This window comes from Rhodococcus sp. Leaf233 (genome assembly GCF_001426165.1).
Taxonomy (GTDB): Bacteria; Actinomycetota; Actinomycetes; order Mycobacteriales; family Mycobacteriaceae; genus Rhodococcoides; species Rhodococcoides fascians.
The window spans coordinates 175,539-198,416 of record NZ_LMRO01000010.1; the positions used below are offsets into that span (position 1 = coordinate 175,539).

The 22,878-nt window shown below is 63.6% G+C and carries 22 protein-coding genes; 4 read left to right on the forward strand and 18 right to left on the reverse strand.

What is annotated here, in order from left to right:
- Nucleotides 1–3: 3 nt before the first annotated feature.
- Genes ASH04_RS16435 through ASH04_RS16445 form a run of 3 tightly spaced genes read right to left on the reverse strand, consistent with a single transcriptional unit; the run spans nt 4 to nt 3,631 of the window.
- Nucleotides 4–1,515 carry an APC family permease gene (locus ASH04_RS16435; protein WP_032407077.1) on the reverse strand — a complete coding sequence of 504 codons (1,512 nt, stop codon included), beginning with the start codon at nt 1,513–1,515 and terminating at the stop codon, nt 4–6.
- A gap of 24 nt (nt 1,516–1,539) precedes the next feature.
- Entirely contained in the window at nt 1,540–3,066 is a 1,527-nt protein-coding gene (locus tag ASH04_RS16440; RefSeq protein WP_057474068.1) for an aldehyde dehydrogenase family protein, read from the reverse strand.
- Nucleotides 3,067–3,115: 49 nt separating this feature from the next.
- Complete coding sequence (locus tag ASH04_RS16445) at nt 3,116–3,631, reverse strand: DinB family protein (protein ID WP_032366611.1); 516 nt, start codon at nt 3,629–3,631, stop codon at nt 3,116–3,118.
- 107 nt (nt 3,632–3,738) lie between these two features.
- On the opposite strand from ASH04_RS16445, the gene ASH04_RS16450 reads away from it, so the two are divergent.
- Nucleotides 3,739–3,993: a hypothetical protein gene (locus ASH04_RS16450; RefSeq protein ID WP_032370974.1), complete on the forward strand. Its 255-nt coding sequence runs from the start codon at nt 3,739–3,741 to the stop codon at nt 3,991–3,993.
- Between the two features lie 127 nt (nt 3,994–4,120).
- Nucleotides 4,121–5,044, forward strand: coding sequence for a YdcF family protein (locus tag ASH04_RS16455; RefSeq protein ID WP_057474069.1), 924 nt, complete (start codon nt 4,121–4,123; stop codon nt 5,042–5,044).
- Here ASH04_RS16455 and ASH04_RS16460 read toward each other — a convergent pair.
- The gene (locus ASH04_RS16460) at nt 5,038–5,631 is read right to left on the reverse strand and encodes a TetR/AcrR family transcriptional regulator (protein WP_032370832.1); all 594 of its coding nucleotides are present in this window, start codon (nt 5,629–5,631) and stop codon (nt 5,038–5,040) included. The genes ASH04_RS16455 and ASH04_RS16460 overlap by 7 nt on opposite strands.
- Before the next feature lie 81 nt (nt 5,632–5,712).
- Here ASH04_RS16460 and ASH04_RS16465 point away from each other — a divergent pair, with 81 nt between their 5' ends.
- A complete protein-coding gene (locus ASH04_RS16465; RefSeq protein ID WP_057474070.1) occupies nt 5,713–6,192 on the forward strand; it encodes a DUF4188 domain-containing protein in 480 nt (159 codons plus the stop codon).
- A gap of 11 nt (nt 6,193–6,203) precedes the next feature.
- Here ASH04_RS16465 and nuoN read toward each other — a convergent pair whose 3' ends face one another.
- From nuoN to ASH04_RS16535, 14 genes are all read right to left on the reverse strand, one after another.
- Nucleotides 6,204–7,766 carry an NADH-quinone oxidoreductase subunit NuoN gene (gene nuoN, locus ASH04_RS16470; protein ID WP_057474071.1) on the reverse strand — a complete coding sequence of 521 codons (1,563 nt, stop codon included), beginning with the start codon at nt 7,764–7,766 and terminating at the stop codon, nt 6,204–6,206.
- On the reverse strand, nt 7,763–9,301 hold the full coding sequence (locus ASH04_RS16475; protein WP_057474072.1) for an NADH-quinone oxidoreductase subunit M: 1,539 nt from the start codon (nt 9,299–9,301) through the stop codon (nt 7,763–7,765). The genes nuoN and ASH04_RS16475 overlap by 4 nt, the downstream gene beginning before the upstream one ends.
- Complete coding sequence (gene nuoL / locus ASH04_RS16480; RefSeq protein ID WP_045841817.1) at nt 9,298–11,169, reverse strand: NADH-quinone oxidoreductase subunit L; 1,872 nt, start codon at nt 11,167–11,169, stop codon at nt 9,298–9,300. Before nuoL ends, ASH04_RS16475 begins: the two co-directional genes overlap by 4 nt.
- Before the next feature lie 16 nt (nt 11,170–11,185).
- Nucleotides 11,186–11,485 (reverse strand): NADH-quinone oxidoreductase subunit NuoK, encoded by a 300-nt coding sequence (gene nuoK, locus ASH04_RS16485; RefSeq protein ID WP_032383367.1) that lies wholly within the window; start codon nt 11,483–11,485, stop codon nt 11,186–11,188.
- On the reverse strand, nt 11,482–12,249 hold the full coding sequence (locus ASH04_RS16490) for an NADH-quinone oxidoreductase subunit J (protein ID WP_045841818.1): 768 nt from the start codon (nt 12,247–12,249) through the stop codon (nt 11,482–11,484). The genes nuoK and ASH04_RS16490 overlap by 4 nt, the downstream gene beginning before the upstream one ends.
- Nucleotides 12,246–12,791 carry an NADH-quinone oxidoreductase subunit NuoI gene (nuoI, locus tag ASH04_RS16495; protein WP_032391511.1) on the reverse strand — a complete coding sequence of 182 codons (546 nt, stop codon included), beginning with the start codon at nt 12,789–12,791 and terminating at the stop codon, nt 12,246–12,248. The genes ASH04_RS16490 and nuoI overlap by 4 nt, the downstream gene beginning before the upstream one ends.
- Nucleotides 12,784–14,064, reverse strand: a complete 1,281-nt coding sequence (nuoH, locus tag ASH04_RS16500) for an NADH-quinone oxidoreductase subunit NuoH (RefSeq protein WP_032391636.1) — start codon at nt 14,062–14,064, stop codon at nt 12,784–12,786. The genes nuoI and nuoH overlap by 8 nt, the downstream gene beginning before the upstream one ends.
- 26 nt (nt 14,065–14,090) lie before the next feature.
- Nucleotides 14,091–16,697: an NADH-quinone oxidoreductase subunit G gene (locus tag ASH04_RS16505; protein ID WP_082519301.1), complete on the reverse strand. Its 2,607-nt coding sequence runs from the start codon at nt 16,695–16,697 to the stop codon at nt 14,091–14,093.
- Entirely contained in the window at nt 16,694–17,995 is a 1,302-nt protein-coding gene (nuoF, locus tag ASH04_RS16510; protein ID WP_032366451.1) for an NADH-quinone oxidoreductase subunit NuoF, read from the reverse strand. Before nuoF ends, ASH04_RS16505 begins: the two co-directional genes overlap by 4 nt.
- A 1-nt stretch (nt 17,996) precedes the next feature.
- Nucleotides 17,997–18,893, reverse strand: a complete 897-nt coding sequence (gene nuoE, locus ASH04_RS16515) for an NADH-quinone oxidoreductase subunit NuoE (RefSeq protein ID WP_032366450.1) — start codon at nt 18,891–18,893, stop codon at nt 17,997–17,999.
- Entirely contained in the window at nt 18,890–20,188 is a 1,299-nt protein-coding gene (nuoD, locus tag ASH04_RS16520; RefSeq protein WP_032366449.1) for an NADH dehydrogenase (quinone) subunit D, read from the reverse strand. Before nuoD ends, nuoE begins: the two co-directional genes overlap by 4 nt.
- Nucleotides 20,188–20,892: an NADH-quinone oxidoreductase subunit C gene (locus ASH04_RS16525; protein ID WP_200937334.1), complete on the reverse strand. Its 705-nt coding sequence runs from the start codon at nt 20,890–20,892 to the stop codon at nt 20,188–20,190. Before ASH04_RS16525 ends, nuoD begins: the two co-directional genes overlap by 1 nt.
- Nucleotides 20,889–21,443: a NuoB/complex I 20 kDa subunit family protein gene (locus ASH04_RS16530; protein ID WP_027496776.1), complete on the reverse strand. Its 555-nt coding sequence runs from the start codon at nt 21,441–21,443 to the stop codon at nt 20,889–20,891. The genes ASH04_RS16525 and ASH04_RS16530 overlap by 4 nt, the downstream gene beginning before the upstream one ends.
- Before the next feature lie 71 nt (nt 21,444–21,514).
- On the reverse strand, nt 21,515–21,874 hold the full coding sequence (locus ASH04_RS16535; RefSeq protein ID WP_027496775.1) for an NADH-quinone oxidoreductase subunit A: 360 nt from the start codon (nt 21,872–21,874) through the stop codon (nt 21,515–21,517).
- 290 nt (nt 21,875–22,164) lie between these two features.
- Between ASH04_RS16535 and ASH04_RS16540 the strand changes: the two genes are divergently transcribed.
- Complete coding sequence (locus ASH04_RS16540; RefSeq protein ID WP_057474073.1) at nt 22,165–22,878, forward strand: aquaporin; 714 nt, start codon at nt 22,165–22,167, stop codon at nt 22,876–22,878.

Sequence of the window (22,878 nt, forward strand, 5' to 3'; positions counted from 1 at the left end):
CTTCTAGTTGCCCGTGGAGGCATGTGATTTCAGAGTGCCGATGTGCTTGCGCCCCTTGATTGCGTACCACAGCAGGCCCACGCCCAGGATGCCACCGATGTAGACGAACGCACCGAACGTGTTGTACCAGGGGGTTCCGTACACGGCCTCGCGCGGCCAGGCGAGGTTGAGCGCCATCCCGGCACCCCACACCACCGCCGCAATGTTGACCGGCAGGCCGAACTTACCCATCGTGAAGTATCCGCCGGGTTTGAGATCCTCCGGCGGCCACTCGCCTTTGATGCGCTTGACCAACAGTGGTCCGGTGACCATCAGATACGCGAGATAGATCATGATGATCGCGATCGAGGTGAGGACCGTGAAGATCTGCGGCTGACCGATGTTGACGACGAGGATCACGATGGCCAGCACTCCGATGGTCACCGCGGGCACCACCGGGGTCTGCGTCTTCGGATTCACCTTGGCCAGGCTTTCGCCGAAGGGCAACGCGTTGTCTCGCGCCATGGCGAACGTGAGCCGGATCGCCGCGGTGTGTACTGCCAGTGAGCAGACGAAGACCGCAATGACGATGCAGATGAGGAAGACGGTGCCGAGCGGGCCCCACATCACCGATTCGACGATGGATTGCAGGCTGCCGTCGGGGCTGCCGAGGGAAGGATCGTTCAGGTCCGGCGCGGCCATGACGGCGAACACCAGGATGGCTCCACCGATGACGAACGAGGCGAGGATGGCGCGAAAGATCGCTTTGGGAGCGGTGCGCCGAGGTTCGACGGTTTCCTCCCCGAGCGAGCTCGCGGTGTCGAATCCGTACATGACGTATCCCGACGCCAGCGACGCGACCAGGAAGGCACCGAGGTAGCCGCCGCTCTCACCGGCACCGTAGCCGTTGGTGGAGAAGAACACCTCGGGTCCCCGAGTGATGTTGGCCGCGAGCAAGATCGCGATGAGCACGGCCGCGATGAGTTCGATGAACACACCCGCACTGTTGATCATCGCCATCAATCGAACGCCCAGCGCGTTGATCGTGGTGGTGATGGCGATCAGAATCGCACCGAGCAGCACTGCATTGGCCGCGAAGTCGGTGGCACCCGAGCCGTCACCGATGATCTGAAATCCGCTCCAGATACGTGGCAGATTCAGCTGCAGAGCGAGGGCAACGGCGGCCAGTGTCACGATCGATGCCGTGAGCATCAACCAGCCCGCCGACCAACCGACGATCCTGCGGCCCAACAGCTTCGCCCAGTTGTACACCGATCCCGCCACCGGATACTTCGCTGCCAACTCCATGAAGCACAGTGCCACGCAGAGCTGACCGACGAAGACCGCAGGCCACGACCACAGGTATGCCGGTCCGGCGGTGCCGAAGCCGAAGTAGAACAGCTGAAAGGTGCCGGTGAGGATCGAGATGTAGCTGACGCCTGCGGCGAAGCTGGCGAATTTGCCGAGACTGCGGTCGAGCGATTCCTTGTAGCCGAAATCGTCCATTCCGCTCGAATTGTCGTTCAGTATTGCCATGCCTGTGGCCTTTCCCATCGTGCTCTATCGGGTACCGAACCACCCCGCCGCTGTAGGTGAGGTGTTGTGCCAAATATGCTTCGCTTCTTGATATTCGGACATACCGGACGGTCCGAGTTCGCGGCCGTTCCCGGACTGCTTGAAGCCGCCCCATTCCGCGGCCGCCGTGTAGACACCGAAGTCGTTGAGCCACACCGTTCCATGACGAAGCCCACGCACCATTCTTTCGCCTCGCGCGGCGTCGGACGTCCGAACACCCGCGGCGAGACCGTAATTCGTATCGTTACCCAGTAGAAGCGCCTCGGCCTCGGTGTCGAATCGCTCCACAGTGAGTATGGGCCCGAACGTCTCGTCTTGCACGATATTCATCGACCGATCGCAGTGATCGAAGATGGTGGGCAGGAAATAGCTACCTTTGCTCAAGGACGGATCGTCCGGCTTGGTACCTCCTATGACCAAGGTGGCCCCCTCCTCGATACCCGTCGCCACGAAGCCTTCGATCTTCTCGCGCTGCGCCTGCGACACCAGCGGTCCGGTCTCACTGGCCGGGTCCATACCCGGCCCCATCACGATGGTCTTCGCGCGCTCTGCCACGGCGGCCACGAACCGGTCGGCCACTGATTCCTCGATGATCAATCGGGTACCGGCCGAACACACCTGACCGGAATGCAGAAACACTCCGGTCAGTACGTTGTCGACCGAATCGGCGAACGACTGCTCGTCGGCCACCGCGTCGGCGAACACGATGTGTGGATTCTTTCCCCCGAGTTCCACCGCCACCTTCGTGACGTTCTCCGCGGCCGCGGCAAGAATGTGCCTGCCAGTGGCGAGTCCGCCGGTGAAGGAGATGAAGTCGACGTCGCGGTTCCTGGTGAGCGCATCTCCGAGCGTTGCGCCGCTGCCCTGCAGCAGGTTGACCACACCGGCAGGCACTCCCGCTTCTTCCACGAGCTTGGTGAACGCGATGGTGCTCAGTGGCGTCACCTCGCTGGGTTTGAGCACCATGGTGCACCCAGCAGCCAAGGCGGGGGCGATTTTCCACGAGATCTGCAACAGCGGGTAGTTCCAGGGTGCGATCATGACGCAGACACCGATGGGCTCGTGCACCACTCGGCTCAGAATTTCCGGACGGTCGACGTCGATCAGTCGATCTGCCTGCACCACAGCGAGATCGGCATAGAAGCGGAACACCGAGGTGACGTCGTCGATATCGATCTCACTCTCGCCGAACGTCTTTCCGGTATCGAGGGTCTCGATATGCGCCAACTTCGCCTTGTCCCGTTGGAGCAAGTCCGCGATGCGATTGAGCAGATCACTGCGCTCACCCACCGTCACCGAGCGCCAGGGGCCGTCGTCGAACGCTGCCCGCGCCGCGGCAACCGCAGCCAGGGCATCGTCGGGTGTCGCCTCGTCGACGACGGCCACCACGCTGCCGTTGGACGGATCGACGATGTCGCGGGTCCCGCCGTCACCGGCTCCCTGCCATTGCCCGTCGATGAACAACGACGGCCGCAGTGAGCTCGGGTCGAATCCTGCATCGGAGTCGGTCACTCGACACCTTCTTCCGTGTGGGGGCCTGTTGGTGTGTCTACGGTATGCCTCAGCGGCCGGTGACTCCATCGATCTGTTCGCGGATGATGTCTGCGTGCCCGTTGTGCCGCGCATATTCACTGATCATGTGCACGTAGACCATCCTCAATGACATCGGCCCGCCGCGACAGTCGACCGGATCCTCGAACGAGTATTGGGCAGCGACCACGTCCGAGGCCTCGCACTCGGCAGCGAATCGCGCGAAGTCCGACTCTGCACTCGATGCCGTCGCGCCCAGGAAGTCGGAATCCTTACCCAACGCAGCGTCGTACATCGGGTCGAACGACATCGACGCCAGTCGCTCTCGAAACCAGATGCGTTCGACCTTCGCGAGGTGCCGGACGAGTCCGAGGAGGGAGAGCGTCGAGTGCGAGAAGGGGCGTTGCGCAAGCTGTTCGGCATCGGCACCGGCACAGATGTTCGACAACGTGGCTCTATGCCAACGCAGCATTCCTTCGAGAATGGGTCTGTCGTCACCGACGAGCGGACCGTCGACGGGATCGGGCGTGGGCGCGGTGAAGCTCATACTGCGATTGTCGAGCACGAAGTGGCTCCTGCCGAACGACCCGCCCGAAACAGAGTGCGAAGCCCCAGCAACAACCCATTCGGACAATTCACACTACGGTGGGATTCATGACAATCGAAGATGTGGGCGGCAGGCGAACGGTGACGGCGGATGAGCTTCTTCTGTTGGTGGGTGATCATCTCCTCATCGAGGAGGGTGTCGCGACCGGGTTCATCGAAAGCGCTGGGCAGGTTGCCGAGAACGTGGCGGTGACGGTCACCGACGGCGTCGACGGAACCACCACGACCGAGCGAGTTTTCCTTCCCGACGCCGAGGTGACCATCGAACCAGCCGACCGCGGACGCGCTCCGGTCACGATGTGACGATCGAGTTCAGCCGACACCGAAGTACATTCCTGTAACTCGAGCAACTCGGATCACACCAGCCACACTGGCACCGAACTGAGCTAGGGTGACGAAAACCCGTCATCGTTCAGGAGGGCAGCCGACAATGCGATCCGGCCGAGAACAACCGTCGATTCGCGTTGCCGTGGTCTCTTGTGTCGCCGTGTTCGGGCTCGCCATGGGATCCAGTTCGGCGACGGCCGAGCCCGCTGCGCCGATCTCGACCCCAACGATTGCCGACGCAGTACGTTCGGCCGACGCGCAGCAGTACAACGATGCGCAGAATGCTCTGGTCAAGGGTCGCTACGAGGCCGGTTTCGCCGCACTGGACGCGGTTGCCACCGCCGCACCGAACGATGCCAATGTCGCAGCACTGCAGACGTTCTACGCCAACGCAACCGATGATGCCGACGCGCGAGCGCTGCACTCGGCCCGCCTGCGCGCCCTGTCTCCCCCGCTTGCCGATGCGGCGGATCGGGCTATCGAAGTCATCGACGAGGCGGCGACGGAGGCGATCGACTTCGCGCCTGCGACCGATGGCGTGAGGACGGCAATCGTGGTGCTCGGCCTGGGCCTGAACGACGACGGCAGTATGGCATCGGAACTGGTGCAGCGACTGAAATCCGCTGCCGCGGTCGCCGAGCGTTCCCCCGAATCACCCATCATCGTCACCGGTGGAAATCCGCAGCGCGGCGTCACCGAAGCCGAAGCGATGAAGAAGTGGCTGATCGACAACGAGATTGCGGCCGACCGCATTCACGCCGAGTCCACTGCGAATTCGACGGTGCAGAATGCGCAGCGCGCCACCCCACTGGCTACTGAGATCGGTGCTGTGAATCTGGTGCTCGCAACAACTCCCAGCCATCTTCGGCGAGCGATCTCCGACTTCGAGATCGCCGGTGCCGACGTGATCGGTGCCGCCACATCCACCCCCGACGATCTTCCGGCCCTGCCCGCGCTCGCTCCGACAGCACGGTTGGGCATGACCGTCGACGCCACCAAGATCATCGGGATACCGCGCACCTACTGACGCATCCACCCGCGCAGCACCGACGCCGCCCCGGCGTCGAACATCACCCGACGATCCTCGTCGTCGGCCATCCCGGGTATCGACAACTCGAGCGACACCAGACCGTGCACGATCGCCCAGAACGAGTGGCTGATCACGTCCACCGACGCGCCGCTCATCGTACCTGCCTCGACGGCGCTCGCCACCGCCGCCCGAAGCGGATCCATCGCGGCGGCCGCGAGGTGTGCCTGATCGGACACGTCGACCGAACCGAGCACTCCGCCGAACATCACTGCGTAGAGGTGTGGGTTGGCCATGGCCCAGCGGCGGTACGCATATGCCAGTTCGCGCAGGTCGACCTCGGATTCCCCGGTGACAGGAACGCTGCGTTGCGCGTCACCGAAACTCGAGAACGACGCGCCGAACAAAGCCACCAGCAGCTCCGCTCGACCGCCGAACAGCGAGTAGATGGCCGTGGTCGAGGTGCCCTGCGCGGCCGCGAGTTTACGCAACGACAACGAATCGACGCCATGGCGCGCAACGGTTTCCGCCGCGGCCTCGAGTAGCCGGGTGCGCAGTTCGGCATCGTGAATTCTGGGTCTCGCCACTTGCGAAATCTATCACAACGGTGTTTTATAACAGTGTCACGCCATGCACTCGGCCCCGAAACGAACAGACGGGAACACGTCATGCAATCCATCATCGACGGCCGCACCACGGTCGAATCCGACCGCGACACCGTCACGGTCTTCCTCATCGGAATGCGCATCAACAACCCCCTTGCCGTTCGCTCCTGGCTTCCTGCCGCGCGCGCGATGCCGCGGATGCTCAGCCACCTCGAGCAGGATCCCACCTCCGGACTGCTCGGCTACCACTCGTGGTTGGGCCGCACCACCATGCTCGTCAGTTACTGGCGCAACGCGGAAGACCTGACGCGATTCGCCTCCGATCCCGACGCACCACATGCCCCCGCATGGCGTGCCTTCAACCGATCGGTCGCTGCGACCGGCCATGTCGGCGTATGGCACGAAACCTATACCGCGACAGCCCAGGACAGTGAAGCGATCTACGTCAACATGCCGACATTCGGCCTCGCGGGAGCCATCGGTGGAATCCCCGTCGGCGCCGGCTCGCACACGTGGAAGCAGCGAATGAAGTCCGCGAAGTAAGCCTGTACGAGCTAGAGGAAGTTCCCGGCCCGCGCGGCGATATCGAGAACGGGCTGAGGAAAGACTCCCAGTGCCACGGTGACGACCACCGACACCCCGATCGCACAGGCCACCGGCGCGGTAGGACGCACCACCGTAGCGGTCCGTTCGCTGGGTTCGGTGAAGAACATCAGCACGATCACGCGCACGTAGAAGAACGCTGCAATCGCACTGCACACCACTCCGACCACGACCAGTGCGGCTCCCCCCGCACCCGAGGCTGCGCTGAACACCGCGAACTTACCGATGAACCCACTGGTGAGCGGGATCCCGGCGAACGAGAGCAGGAACAAACCGAACACAGCGGCGACGAGCGGCGAGCGGCGACCGATACCCGCCCATCGCTCCAGGTCGCTCACCTCACCGCGTTCGTCTCGGGCCAGACCGATGACCGCGAATCCACCCAGCGTGCTGAAGGCATAGGCAAGCAGGTAGAACATCGTGGCCGACACCCCCGAATCACGAACATCACTCGAACTACCCAGCGCAGTCACTCCGGTGAGGATGAACCCGGTGTGCGCCACGGACGAGTAGGCCAGCATCCGTTTGACGTCGGTCTGCGTCACCGCGACAACCGAACCGAGCACCATCGTCGCGATGGCGATAACCCACAACATCGGACGCCAACTCGACTCGAGACCGGGCAGCGCCATTCCGAAGATTCGCAGAATCGCACCGAAGGCCGCCACCTTGGTCACGGTGGCCATCAGCGCCGTCACCGGAGTAGGGGCACCCTGGTAGACGTCGGGAATCCACGAATGGAAAGGCACGGCACCGACTTTGAACAGCAGACCCACCGCGAGCAAGGCGGTTCCGATCAGCGCGAGTGATCTGCCCTGACCGTTTGCCGTGATGGCGTCGGCGATGCCGTCCAATCGGACCGTCCCGGCGTAGCCGTAGAGGAACGCGACTCCGAACAGGAAGAACGCAGACGAGAACGCGCCCAGCAGAAAGTATTTGAGGGCTGCTTCCTGAGAGAGCAGTCGTCGTCGTCTCGCTAGTCCGCACAGCAGATACAGCGGCAACGACAGTACTTCCAGCGCCACGAACATCGTCAGCAGATCCGTGGACGCCGGAAACAGCAGCATGCCGCCGATCGCGAACATCGCCAGTGGAAAGACCTCGGTCTGGGCGACGCCTGCATCGATGGCCTGCTTCTCTGCCACGCTGCCCGGCGTGGTCGAGGCCTGCGGAGTGAACGAGTCGATGCGGCGATCGGCCCCGGCCCCGGTGACGGCGACGGTGCGCTCCGCCAATAGTGCAATGGCCGGAATTGCCACGAGCACAATGGTTCCCTGCAGGAACAGAGTCGGTCCGTCGATCGCGACGGCCCCGTTCATCGCGGCTGCCTCGGTGCCGGCCAGGCCGAGCACTGCCGCTAGGGCGCCGACCAGCCCTGCCAGAGCGAGACCCACGTGGGTTGCGCGACGAGCACGTAGCGGTACGAACGCCTCGACGAGAACCCCGAGAACCGCGACACCGAAGACGATCAGCATGGGCGACAGCAGACCGTACTGCACTTCGGGAGTGGTCATCGTTGACCTCCTGCACTGTCGACGATCGTGGATTGCACTGCCGGAGTGATGATGTCGAGTGCCGGTTTCGGGTACACCCCGAACACGACTAGCAGCGCGAGCAACGGGATCACCACCAACGCCTCACGGGGAACGAGATCGGAGATCTTCTCGTTGCCCTCTCGGACCGGCCCCGTCATCACCCGCTGATAAAGCCAGAGAATGTAGATCGCCGACAGCACGAGCGCACCGGTGGCCACGATTGCGGCGACGCCGTAGCGACCGAATGTGCCGATCAGCACCAAGAATTCGCTGATGAACGGGGCAAGACCGGGTAGCGAGAGCGTGGCCAGACCAGAGATCAGAAACGTTCCGGCGAGCACCGGCGCGACCTTCTGGACGCCGCCGTAGTCGGCGATCGCGCGTGAACCACGACGGGACACGAGAAAGCCTGCGATCAAGAACAATGCGGCGGTGGAGATTCCATGGTTGACCATGTACAGCGTGGCACCGGCCTGACTCTGACCGGTCATCGCGAAGATGCCGAGGATGATGAACCCGAAGTGCGAAATCGAGGTGTAGGCAATGAGTCTCATCATGTCGGTCTGACCGATCGCCAGTATCGCGCCGTACACGATTCCGATCACCGCGAGCGTGATGATCCATGGGGCGAACGTCTGCGACGAACCTGGAAAGAGCTCGAGGCAGAAGCGCAGCATGGCGAAGGTGCCGACCTTGTCCACCACCGACATCATCAGCACAGCAGTCGCCGGGGTGGACTGCACTGCAGCGTCGGGTAGCCACGTGTGGAACGGCCACAGCGGTGCCTTGATCGCGAACGCGAACATGAAGCCGAGGAACAGCGCGTTCAGAACCATCGGATCCACACCGAGTCCCCCCGATGACGCCGCATCCGCGATCGCGCGCAGATCGAACGTGCCGCCGTCGAACGGGCCGTCGGGCCTGGCCGTGACGACGTACAACCCAATGACGGCAGCCAGCATCACCAGGCCACCGAACAGGTTGTACAGCAGGAACTTCACCGCGGCACGCGTGCGCTCGGTACCACCGAAACCACCGATGAGGAAGTACATCGGAATCAACATCGCCTCGAAGAAGATGTAGAACAGCAATACGTCCAACGCGAGGAACGAGACGAGCACCATGGACTCGACCACCAGGATCAACGCCATGTAGGTGTGCGAGACCCGGCGCGATCCGTAGTTCGCCACACGGCTGCCGTCGTGCCAGCCCGCGACGAGGAGCAATGGGGTCAGAACGGTGGTGAGCAACACCAGCACGAGGCCTATTCCGTCGAGGCCGAGCGTGTAGCGCGCACCGAATGCCGCTATCCACGAATGGTCTTCGAGGAACTGGTAGCGATCGCCACCGGAGTCGAATGCCACGGCGAGTACCACCGACACCGCGAGTGTGCCGGCGGCGAAGCCCACGGCGACGCTGCGTGCGATCGTCGGTCGATCGGCCGGCACCAGGGCGACGACAATCGCGCCGAGAATCGGCAGAACCCACAGGACGGTCAGCCAGGGGAACGTCACAGGACCACCACCATCAGCACGACGAGAACTGCCCCCGCGAACATCGCCAACGCATAGGACCGTACGAATCCGGTCTGCAGCCGCCTCGATCGAGTGGATACTCCGCCGATGGATCTCCCCACCCCGTCCACGACCGCGTCGATACCCGCCTTGTCGGCGAATACCATTGTGTTCGTGAGCTTTTGACCGGGCCGCATGAATGCTGCCTCGTTGAAGACGTCGCCGTACAGGTCAGCGCGTGCGGCTCTGGTCAGCACCGATACGTCCTCGGGTGGAGTCGGGGGAACGTCACGAGCGATGTACTTCCGGTACGCGACGCCTGCACCCACGAGTACCACCGCCAAAACTGCGACCGTCACGACCCAGGCAGGTATCGCGTGTTCTTCGTGCGCCGATCCCACCACCGGTTCCAGCCACGTCTCGAGGCGTCCACCCACCGCAAGGAAGGCACCCGATGCCACCGAGCCGACGGCCAACAGAATCATCGGAGCCGTCATGGTCGCCGACGCTTCGTGCGGATGTGCCTGCGCCGACCAGCGTTTCGGGCCGAAGAACGTCATCAGCATCACCCGAGTCATGTAGAAGGCCGTCAAGCCCGCACCGAGCAACGTGACGCAGCCCAGCACCACACCTGCCGCTCCCCCGGCCGCGAACGCAGTCTCGATGATCGGATCCTTGGCGAAGAAACCGGAAAACGGCGGAACTCCGATGATGGCGAGGTAGCCGAGACCGAACGTGACGAACGTGATCGGCATCGCGGCACGGAGCCCGCCGAACCGTCGCATGTCGGTCTCGTCGTTCATCGCGTGCATCACCGAGCCGGCCCCCAGGAACAGGCCTGCCTTGAAGAATCCGTGCGACAGCAGCAGCACGATGGCGAAGGCATAACCGGACGGGCCGAGTCCGGCCGCGAGCACCATGTACCCGATCTGACTCATCGTCGAGGCGGCGAGCGCCTTCTTGATGTCGTCTTTCGCACAACCGATGACGGCACCGAACAGCAACGTCACCGCGCCGACCGTGACGGTCGCCGCCCGCGCCACCGGCGAGGCCTCGAACACCGGTCCGGATCGGACGATGAGATACACCCCGGCGGTGACCATCGTCGCCGCGTGGATGAGTGCGGAGACCGGCGTCGGGCCCTCCATCGCGTCGCCGAGCCACGACTGCAGCGGCACCTGGGCCGACTTTCCGCAGGCCGCCAGCAGCAACATCAGTGCCATGGCGGTCGCCACCGATTCACCCGCGTTCCCGATTCCCGCGAACACCACGTCGTACTGCACAGACCCGAAGTTCACGAACATGATCATCAGGGCGATGGCCAAGCCGATATCGCCGACGCGGTTGACCACGAACGCTTTTCGAGCAGCCGTCGCTGCCGATGGCTTGTGTTGCCAGAATCCGATGAGCAAGTACGACGCCAGACCGACACCCTCCCACCCCAGATAGAGGCCGAGGAAATTGTCTGCCAGCACCAGCAGCAGCATGGCTGCGAGAAACAGATTGAGGTACGCGAAGAAGCGTCGCCGCTCCGGGTCATGGCTCATGTACCCGATCGAGTACACGTGAATGAGTGATCCGACCCCGGTGATCAACAGGACGAAACAGATCGAGAGTTGATCGGCACGCATGCCGAAATCGACCTGCAATTCGTCGACGGGCACCCAGCGGAACAGCGTGTGAGTGAGTGTTCTGTCCGACTCGTCCCGTCCGAGCATCGACGAGAACACCAGCGCCGCAACAACGAACGACGACACCGCGGCGGCCGTCGCGAGAAGGTGGCCCCACGAGTTGCAGCGCCGGCCACCGAGCAGAAGGACGGCCGCACCGAAGGCCGGCAGAGCCGGGAGAAGCCACAGGATCGACATCGTTTCTGCTCCCCCGTCAGTTCTTCATCAGATTGTTCTCGTCCATCGAGATCGAGCGACGAGAACGGAAGATGGCCATGATGATCGCCAGGCCCACCACCACCTCGGCTGCAGCGACCACCATGGTGAAGAACGCGAACAATTGGCCGTCGAGATTGCCGTGCATGCGAGAGAACGTGACGAACGCGAGATTGACTGCGTTGAGCATCAATTCGATGCACATGAACACGATGATGGCGTTGCGCCTGACGATGACGCCCGCTGCGCCGATCGTGAACAGCAGAACCGACAGGTAGAGGTAATTTTCTGGATTCATCGCGCGTCACCCCCGTCCACCTTGTACTCGATGCCTCGATCGGCGAACAGTGCGTTGACGGACGAGTCCGACTCGCTTCCGTCCGGGAGCAGAGCCCGTCGATCGACGCCGTTGTGACGAGCGAACACACCGGGGCTCGGCAGCGGCGTCACCCTGGAGCCGTCACGGAACCGGTCCTGCGACATCTCCCGCTGACCCTTCACCGGTCCCAGAGCCTCCCGGTGCGCCAGAATCATCGCCCCGATGGTGGCCGTGATCAACAGCGCGCCGGTCAGCTCGAACGCCCAGACGTACTCGACGAAGATCAGCTCGGCCAGGCCTTCTACGTTTCCGGTGGAGTTGGCCGCGTCGAGTCCGGCGAAATCGAGTCGCCCGGCGCGGGCCGAGTCGCGCAGCAGCACCCCGATGATCAACAGCCCGAAGCCGATTCCGATGACGACGGCCGCGATACGGTGCCCGCGCAGTGTCTCGGTCAACGACTCCGAGGTGTCGACCCCGACGAGCATCAGGACGAACAGAAACAGCATCATGACCGCGCCGGTGTAGACGACGATCTGCACGACACCGAGAAACAGGGCCCCTTGGGCCATGTAGAAGGTAGCGAGAACGACCATGGTGGCCGCGAGGAACAGTGCCGAGTAGACGGCCTTCGTGCTCATCACCACACCCAGTGCACCCATGACCGCAACGACACCGAGGGTCCAGAACTGCACGGCCTCGCCGGTGGAGGTTGCCTCGAGCGCGAGCTGAACGGTGGCAGTCATCGAACCGGCCCTCGATCGGTGTCGGCCTTGCTCTCGGCACCGGTGACGGCACCGCGGTAGTAGTCCTCTGCCGAACACCCCGGTGCCATCGCGTGCGGCGGCGGCACCATGTCCGGCTCCAGCGGTGCCAGCAGCGAATCCTTCTCGTAGATCAGGTCGGCTCTGTTGTCACCGGCCAGTTCGTATTCGTTGGTCATCGTCAGAGCCCGTGTGGGACAGGCCTCCACACACAGTCCGCAGCCGATGCACCGGAGATAGTTGATCTGGTAGACCCCGCCGTATCGCTCGCCCGGCGAGAATCGCTCGGTCTCGGTGTTGTCGGCACCTTCGACATAGATCGCGTCGGCCGGGCAGGCCCACGCACAGAGTTCGCAACCGATGCACTTCTCGAGCCCGTCGGCGTACCTGTTGAGCTGATGGCGGCCGTGATAACGCACCTCGGTCGGCTTCTTCTCCTCCGGATACAGCTCGGTTTCGGGCTTTTTGAACATGGTGGCGAAGGTGACACCGAAACCTGCTATAGGACCGAGGAATTCAGGCATCGGCGTTCTCCTTCTGGGACGCGGCCACGGTGGACCGTGCGCCGGCGTGCCGGCTCGCGATGTTCGTGCCCTGCTTCGGAATGGGAGGTACGGGAAACCCGCCCGCCGCAGCGTCGAACGGTGCGACGGGTGCAGCAGGCGGCAGGTTTCGTGTGCGCGCGCGGCGGCGCAGTAGGAGCAGCAGCGAACCCAGGACGGCGACTGCAAAGATCGTCGACACCACGAACGTGACCAGAGGTACGTCGTATCGCCCGGCCCCCAGTACCCGCACCGTCGCGATCACCATTACCCAGATCAGAGCGACGGGAATGAGGATCTTCCAGCCGAAGTTCATGAACTGGTCGTAACGCAACCGCGGCAACGTCGACCGCAACCAGATGAAGACGAACAGGAACACCCACACCTTGGCGACGAACCACAGCACCGGCCACCACCCGGAATTGGCACCGCTCCACAGACTCAACGGAATCGGAGCCCGCCAGCCACCCAGGAACAACGTGGTCGCGAGCGCCGACACCGTGACCATGTTGATGTACTCGGCAAGCATGAACATCGCGAAACGCAAGGAGGAATATTCGGTGTGGAACCCGCCCACCAACTCCCCCTCGGCCTCGGGCAAGTCGAACGGCGCGCGGTTGGTTTCACCCACCATCGCCGTCACGTACACCAGAAACGACGGCAACAACAGGAACACGTACCAGGTGTTCTGTTGCGCACCAACGATTCCGGACGTCGACATGGTGCCCGCGTACAGAAACACCGCAGCGAACGAAAGCCCCATCGCAACCTCGTAGGAAATGACCTGAGCCGTCGAACGTAGTGCACCCAGCAACGGATACGTCGAACTCGACGCCCAACCGGCCAGGACGATCCCGTACACACCCACCGAGGTGACCGCGAGGATGTACAGAACCCCCACCGGCAGGTCGGTCATCTGAAGCGGAGTCGTAGTGCCGAACACCGACACCTCGGGACCGAACGGAATCACCGCGAAGGCCATGAAGGCAGGGACCACCGAAATGATCGGAGCCAGAATGTAAATCGGCTTGTCGACGCCGGTCGGAGTGATTCCCTCTTTCAGAGCGAGCTTGATCCCGTCCATCAGAGACTGCAACAGTCCCCACGGACCCACCCGATTGGGCCCGACGCGCATCTGCATCCACGCCATGATCTTGCGTTCGGCATAGATGGCCACGAGCGGTGTGAGCACCAGAAAAACGAAGACCGCCAGGGCCTTGCCGACCACCAGCCACCACGGATCGGTGCCGAACATCGACAGATCGGTCGGCGCTGCGGCAATCACGATGCACCACCCCCGGGTCGTTCCGCAGGCTCCACTCCTGCACCCCCGGGTCGTTCCGCAGGCTCCACTCCTGCACCCCCGGGTCGTTCCGCAGGCTCCACTCCTGCACCCTCGGGTCGTTCCGCGGGCTGATCCCTGCAAATCCTCACCACCGCACCCGACTCCGCGCCGAGTGAGCGGTACACCGAAGAACCGGGCGAGTTCATCGGTACCCACACCACGTTGTCGGGTAGATCGGTGATCTTCAGTGGCAACGTGATCGAGCCCCGGCCCGTCTCGACCCTGACCAGGTCGCCGGGCGACGCTTCGATGCTCGACGCCGTCGTCTCGGACAGCCTGATCACGGGTGCCCTGCCGGTCTGCGCGAGATTGTCCTCGCCGTCCTGCATCCGTCCCGAATCGATGAGCATTCGCCAGGTGGCCAGAATTGCCTGGCCGATGGAGAGCGTCGGCATATCTCGCCGTGGTGCCACTCGGGCCACAGGAATCCGTGATCCGCTCCAGGCTCCCAGCCGTGCCAACTCGCCGCGCGCCGCCGCCGCGTCGGGTAGCGACAGTTCGACTCCCATCTGCGCGGCAATGGCGTCGAGAACGCGTTGGTCGGGCAATACTGCGCCGGCACCGAGTGCCGTGTCGAACGTGCGAGGCCTGCCCTCCCAGTCGACGAAGGTTCCGGGCTTGTCGACCACCGGTGCCACCGGAAACACCACGTCGGCCCGCTCGGTGACGGCGCTGTGGCGTAGTTCGAGGCTGACCACGAATGCCGATCGGTCCACCGCGTCGAGCGCACCCTGCGGATCGGGCAGATCGTCCGGGTCGATCCCTGCGGTGATCAGGGCGCGGTCAGGCCCGGCATCCGCCAGTATCGCCGCGGTATCTCGGCCCGCGTCCGTAGGCAGTTCTGTCACTCCCCACACGGCTGCCACCTCGGCGCGGGCGGCGGCGTCGGCGACGGGCCGCCCGCCCGGCAGCAGGTTCGGCAACGTGCCTGCGTCGAGGGCACCGCGCTCTCCTGCCCGTCGCGGAATCCATGCCAGGTTCGCTCCGGTGTCGTCGGCCAACTTCGACGCTGCGGACAATGCACCGGGAACGGAACCGAGCCGCTCGCCCACGAGCACGATCGCTCCAGGGCTCCGGAGGAGCTGGGCGATCGATTCGGTACCGCGGTCACCCACGTGCAGTGCGTCGAGCCACTGTGGTTCCTCGCCGGGAATCGACTGCAGGAGCACCCCGTCGAGCTTGCGCAGACCGCGGCTGGCCCAGGATGCGATGGACGCCACGACCACGCCGCGGGTCCGGCGCGCCTTGCGCAACCTGAGGAACATCAGCGGTGACTCTTCTTCGGGCTCGAACCCCACCATCAACACCACAGGAGCGTTTTCGAGATCCGAGTAGGTCACGCCCAGCCCCGTCGCCGCGATACGACCGGCCAGGAACTCCGCTTCCTCGGCGCTGTGAGCACGGTTGCGGAAGTCGATGTCATTGGTGTGCAGCACTGTTCGCGCGAACTTGGCGTATGCGTAGGAGTCTTCGACAGTCGATCTTCCGCCCACGAGTACCGCAGCGTTCCCGATCGACGCAGCCAGTCCCGTTGCCGCCGCCGCCAATGCGGCCGACCAGGACGTCTCGACCAGAGCCCACGATTCGTCTCTGACCATCGGTGCGCCGATGCGGTCCGGCTCGCTGGCGTACTTGAATGCCCACCGGCCCTTGTCGCAGTTCCACTCTTCGTTGACCTGGGGATCGTCACCAGCCAACCGGCGGAGGACCTTGCCACGACGATGATCCGTGCGTTGCGCACAGCCTCCTGCGCAGTGTTCGCACACGCTCGGCGAGGACGTCAGATCGTACGGGCGCGCTCGGAACCGATACTCGGTGTTCGTCAGTGCACCCACGGGGCAGATCTGGACGGTGTTCCCCGAGAAGTAGGAGTCGAACGGCTCGGTGCCGAAGATGCCGACCTGTTGCACGGCACCGCGTTCGAGCAGCTCGATGGATGGATCACCGGCAACCTGCGCCGCGAAGCGAGTACATCGAGCGCACAGGACACAGCGTTCGCGATCGAGCAGAACCTCGGCCGACAACGGAATCGGTTTGGGATACGTACGTTTGGTCTCGGTGAACCTGGACTCGGTGCGACCCGCGGCCATCGCCTGATTCTGCAGTGGACACTCACCACCCTTGTCGCACACCGGGCAATCGAGAGGATGATTGATCAGCAGCAATTCCATGACGCCACGTTGCGCTTTGCCCGCGACCTCCGACGTCACCTGAGTGCGCACCACCATGCCCTCGGCCACGGTCGTCGTACAGGACGCCAACGGCTTGCGTTGCCCCTCGACATCGACCAGACATTGGCGGCAGGCGCCCACCGGATCGAGCAGCGGATGATCGCAGAATCGCGGAATCTGTACGCCCATCAACTCGGCCGCACGAATCACCAACGTGCCCTTGGGAACACTGATCTCGTGGTCGTCGATGGTCAGTGTCACCATCTCTACTCTGGTGACCGAGTGATCGGGATTGGCAGGAGTGGAGCCTGCGGAATGACCCGGGGATGCAGGAGTGGAGCCTGCGGAACGACCATGTGCTGCTGCAGTCATGACGTCAGCTCCTCTGCCATCAGGGTCGATCGGTGTGGATCGAAGGGGCATCCCTGCTCGGTGACGTGACGGATGTATTCGTCACGGAAGTACTTCAGCGAAGACACGATCGGGCTGGCGGCACCGTCTCCCAACGCGCAGAAGGACTTTCCGGCGATGCCGTCGGCGATGTCGAGCAGGGTCGTCAGGTCGGCCTCGGTGCCGGTTCCACCGTCGAGGCGACGCAGAATTTGCACCAGCCAGTACGTGCCCTCCCGGCACGGTGTGCATTTGCCGCAGGATTCGTGTGCGTAGAACTCGGTCCAGCGCAGCACCGCTCGCACCACGCAGGTCGTCTCGTCGAATATTTGCAGGGCCTTGGTGCCCAGCATCGATCCGGCGGCACCGACGCCCTCGTAGTCGAGTGGGACATCGAGATGCTCGCCGGTGAACATCGGCGTCGAGGATCCTCCCGGCGTCCAGAACTTCAGTTCGTGTCCCGGTCTGATCCCGCCCGCGTAGCCGAGCAACTCCCGCAGCGTGATCCCCAACGGTGCCTCGTACTGGCCTGGACGGCAGACGTGGCCCGAGATGGAGTACAGCGTGAAGCCGGGTGACTTCTCGCTACCCATCGATCGGAACCACTCGATTCCTTTGCGCAGGATCACTGGAACGCTGGCGATCGATTCGACGTTGTTCACCACCGTCGGGCGTGCGTAGAGGCCCGCCACTGCGGGGAACGGTGGCCGCAGCCGAGGTTGTCCGCGCCGACCTTCCAACGAGTCGAGGAGGGCTGTTTCCTCTCCGCAGATGTACGCGCCGGCTCCGGCGTGGATCACCAACTCCAAGTCGAATTTCGTTCCGAGAACACCCTTTCCCAGATAGCCCGCCGCGTAGGCCTCGGCGACCGCAGCCTGCAGCCTGCGTAGCACCGGCACTACCTCGCCGCGGACGTACACGAATGCATGGGATGCGCGAATTGCGTACGCGGCGATCACTATTCCTTCGACCAGAGTGTGCGGGCTCGCCATCAGCAGTGGCATGTCCTTGCAGGTACCCGGCTCGGACTCGTCGGCATTGACCACCAGATAATGCTCTTTACCGTCGTTCTGCGGGATGAAGCTCCACTTCGTTCCGGTCGGAAATCCTGCGCCGCCGCGACCGCGTAATCCGGATTCCTTGACGAAGGCGATGAGGTCGTCGGGGTCCATCGCGAGGGCCTTCTCGAGCCCGCGGTATCCGTCGTGGCTGCGGTAGACGTCGAGCGTCCAGGAATTCTTCTCGTCCCAGAACTCGCTCAACACCGGCGTCAGGGCCATGTCACGCTCCGTTCGTCGGTGGATCGGTCTCGGTGGTGTTCGGTTGTGGTGGCACAGTCGCCGAGGGTGCCGGTGCGGGCTTGTCTCGCACCGTCTCCGGTGCGGCCGCGGCGCCGACGTCCGGGTGATCGTCGTTCGGTCGTGCCCCGGCCTCGGGTGCCGACATCGCGTGTTCGCGCGCGTATCGCAGTCCGGCCAGGGTGGCATCGCCTGCACTACCGGTCGCTTCGAGTGCCTCGGGCCGATCGTCGGAAAATCCGGCGAGAATCCGCTCGGTTTCGCGGAACGTGCACAGCGGTGCTCCACGCGTCGGTGTGACCTGGGTGCCGGATCGAAGTGCATCGACCAGATCCCGCGCAGACGACGGGGTGCTGTTGTCGAAGAACTCCCAATTGACCATCATCACCGGGGCGTAATCGCATGCGGCATTGCACTCGATGTGTTCGAGGGTGATCGTGCCGTCGGCGGTGGTACCTCCGTGCTCGACATCCAGGTGATCACGCAGCGCGTCCATGATGGCGTCGCCGCCCATGACAGCACACAGCGTGTTGGTGCACACGCCGACGCGGTACGTCCCGGTGGGTTCGCGTCGATACATCGAGTAGAAGGTCGCGACTGCAGTCACCTCCGCCCCGGTGAGTTCGAGTACCTCCGAGCAGAATTCGATTCCAGCGGGCGTGAGGCAGCCGTCCTCGGCTTGCACGAGATGGAGCAGCGGCAGCAGGGCCGATCTGGCCTGCGGATAGCGCGCGACGACGATATCGGCGTCGGCGTGCAGCCGGGCGAGCACCTCGGCGGGATACGACGTTCGTGCACCCGGCGTGGCCAGTTGCACCGGTTCGTCCGGCCGGGCTCCGAGTTGGATCAGAACCGGTTCCGACTGGGGCTGCGCGGTCATCGATCCACCCCACCCATCACCGGGTCGATACTGGCGACCGCGGCGATGACGTCGGAGATCATTCCGCCCTCGCACATTGCCGCCACCGCTTGCAGGTTGGTGAAGGACGGATCTCTGAAATGCACTCGGTACGGCCTGGTTCCACCGTCGCTGACGATGTGTACCCCGAGCTCCCCTCGCGGCGACTCCACCGAGGACAACACCTGGCCGGCCGGGACCCGCATTCCCTCGGTCACCAGTTTGAAGTGGTGAATCAGCGATTCCATCGAGGTGTCCATGATGGTCCGCACATGCTCCTGAGAGTTGCCCAGGCCATCGGGTCCCGAGACCAGCTCGGCCGGCCACGCGATCTTCTTGTCGTCGATGACGACCGGGCCGGGACGCAGGCGGTCGAGGGCCTGTTCGACTATCTTGAGCGATTCCTTCATTTCTTCGACGCGAATCAGATATCGCCCGTAGCAGTCGCATCCGGTGTCGGTCACCACGTCGAACTCGTAGTTCTCGTACCCGCAGTACGGATCGGACCGTCGCAGGTCGTAGGGCAGTCCGGTCGAACGCAGCACCGGACCGGTGACGCCCAGCGCCATACATCCGGTGAGATCCAGATAACCTACGTTCTCGGTTCTGGCTTTCCAGATCGGGTTGTCGTTGAGCATGAGTTCGAGGTCGCGCAGGCGTCCCGGCAGCACGCGAAGGAGCTCACGTACCCTGCCGACCGCGTCCTCGGGTAGGTCCTGCGACAGTCCGCCCGGCCGGATGTAGGCGTGGTTCATGCGCAGGCCGGTGATGGCCTCGAAGACGTCGAGTATCAGCTCGCGCTCACGGAACCCGAACAGCATCGCGGTGACCGCTCCCAATTCCATTCCGCCCGTGGCCAATGCGACGAGATGCGACGAGATGCGATTCAGCTCCATCAGCATCACCCGGATCACCGTGGCGCGCTCGGGAATGTCGTCGGTTATACCCAGTAGCTTCTCCACGCCGAGGCAGTATGCGGTTTCGTTGAAGAACGGCGACAGGTAGTCCATGCGGGTGACGAACGTGACGCCCTGGGTCCAGTTTCGGTACTCGAGATTCTTCTCGATTCCCGTGTGCAGATACCCGATCCCGCAACGAGCCTCGGTGACGGTCTCGCCCTCGATTTCGAGAATCAACCGCAGCACGCCGTGTGTTGACGGGTGCTGCGGGCCCATGTTGACCACGATCCGCTCGGTACTCGATCCGCGGGCCAACTCGACGACGTCGTCCCAGTCCTGTCCGGAGACCGCGTAGATGGTTTCGTCCGTTGCACTCATCAGTTGTACGACCTGCGCTCGTTGGGAGGCGCGACGCGAGCGCCCTTGTACTCGATGGGAATTCCGCCCAGCGGATAGTCCTTGCGTTGTGGATGACCGACCCAGTCGTCGGGCATCTCGATCCGCGTCAATGCAGGATGACCGTCGAAGACGATGCCGAAGAAGTCGTAGACCTCGCGCTCGTGCCAGTCGTTGGTGGGATACACCCCGCACAGCGACGGACTGTGTGGATCGTCGTCGGGGACGGCAACTTCGAGTCGGAGCCGACGGCCGTGCGTGATGGAGACCAGATGGTACACAACGTGCAACTCCCGGCCGATCAGGTCCGGATAGTGCACACCCGATGCGCCGGTACACAATTCGAATCGCAATTCTTCGTCGTCCCGTAGCGCCTGGGCGACGGCAGGCAAGTACTCCCGCACCAGATGCAGCGTCAATTCGCCGCGATGAATCACCACCCGTTCGACGGCGGCGTCGAACGTAGCGACGGGGTTCACAGCAAGAAGGACGGTGGCCAACCGATCGACGAGGGCATCGAAGTAGCCGCCGTAGGGCCGCGTCGCGGTGTCCTCCGCTGCCGCCGGCGGCACCAATCGGCCGTAGCCCGACGTGTCGCCACTACCGCGAACCCCGAACATCCCGCGTGGCCGCTGAGACATTTTTCCTGGCGGCTGAGACATCCCACCCGGCGGCTGCGCCGTCATCGGAGCAAACCCTTCAGATCGATCGTCGGGGTGGACGAGAGTGCAGCCGCCTCGGCGGCCGCTCGCACCTGTTCCCGGTTCACACCCAACGGCATCTGCTGAATCTTTTTGTGCAACTCCAGGATTGCGTTGAGCAGCATCTCGGGCCGAGGCGGGCACCCGGGCAGATAGATGTCGACGGGCACGATGTGGTCCACTCCCTGGACCACCGCGTAGTTGTTGAACATTCCGCCCGAGGATGCACAGACACCCATGGCGAGAACCCATTTCGGTTCTGCCATCTGGTCGTAGACCTGCCTCAACACCGGAGCCATCTTCTGGCTGACGCGGCCGGCCACGATCATCAGATCCGCCTGCCGGGGGGACGCGCGAAACGCTTCCATTCCGAATCGCGCGAGATCGAAACGGCCGGACGTGGTGGCCATCATTTCGATGGCACAACATGCGAGCCCGAAGGTGGCGGGCCACAGCGAGCCCTTACGTGCGTACCCGGCCAACCCCTCGACGGTGGTCAGCAGGAATCCGCTGGGTAGCTTCTCTTCGAGTCCCATCGATCACGCTCTTTCGCTTCCGCAGAATGAGAACAGTGCATCGTTCCGTCGTCGTATCCGAGATCGTGTGGTCAGTCCCAACCGAGCCCGCCTCGCCGCCACTCGTACACGTAGGCCACCGACACGTTCACGACGAACAACGCCATCGCGACGAGCCCGAACGCACCGAGAACGTCGAGGTGGACGGCCCAGGGATAGAGGAAGACGATCTCGATGTCGAAGATGATGAACAGCATCGCGGTGAGATAGAACTTCACCGGAAATCGTTGTCCCGTAGGCGCATGCATCGTGGGTTCGATTCCACATTCGTACGCGTCGAACTTCGCTCGGTTGTATCGGGCGGGTCCCACCATCGTGCCGACCATCACCGAGAAGACCGCGAACGCGACTGCGACGGCACCCAGGACGAGAATCGGAACGTAGGCGTTCATTCGGGCATCCGCTCCCTCGATCGACGACCGCGCCGCCGCGAAAGTAAATGCGACGGCCGTACCAATGTGACCTGAACCACACAGTATGGGTTCGGTGCAGATCTCGCGGGATTTCGAGCAGTCCAGTTTCGTAAACCGTTGACGCGCATGGGCCACCCACCCTCGGACCCAATCATTGATGTGATCCACATCACTCTTGCCTCACATGCGGTCCACACCGCGAGGGACGACCAATCACCGAACATTTCCGGCCACCCGACCCGGGCTGCCGCCACCACTGAGGAGAGACGATGAAGTCGATTTCCGTCTCGGCGCTCGCCGCCGAGGGACTGGGAACTGCCCTGCTCGTGATATTCGGCGTCGGCACCGCCGTCATCGCGGGCGACACCGTCGGAACCCCGGGCATCGCCCTGGCGTTCGGGCTCACACTGCTTGCCCTCGTCTACGCGATCGGCCCGATCTCGGGATGCCACATCAACCCGGCCGTGACGATTGGCGCCCTGATAGCTCGCGCCATCACCCCGGTCAAGGCTGCGTTCTACATCGCCGCCCAGGCCGTCGGTGCAGTGATCGGCGCGCTGATCGTACTGTTCGTCGCGTCAGGCCGTCCCGGATACGACATGTCGTCGGACGGTCTGGGCACCAACGGATTCGGCAGCTCCTCGCCCGGAGCGTATGGCGTGGCGTCGGTCGCGGTGTTCGAGACGATCGCGACCGGCCTGCTCGTCCTCGTCGTACTCGCCACCACGGCCCCCACCGTTCACCCCGTCGTGGCGGCCGGTATCCCGATCGGCCTGACCCTGACCGTGGTTCACCTGCTGGGCATCGGAATCGACTCGACCTCGGTCAACCCTGCTCGGTCCCTCGGCCCCGCCCTCGTCGCCGGCGGCCCTGCCCTGTCACAACTGTGGGTGTTCGTGGTGTTCCCCATGCTCGGAGCTGCTGTCGCCGGCTCGATACACCGGTTCGTGCTGACGGTGCCCGCATCGGAGAAAACGGTCTGA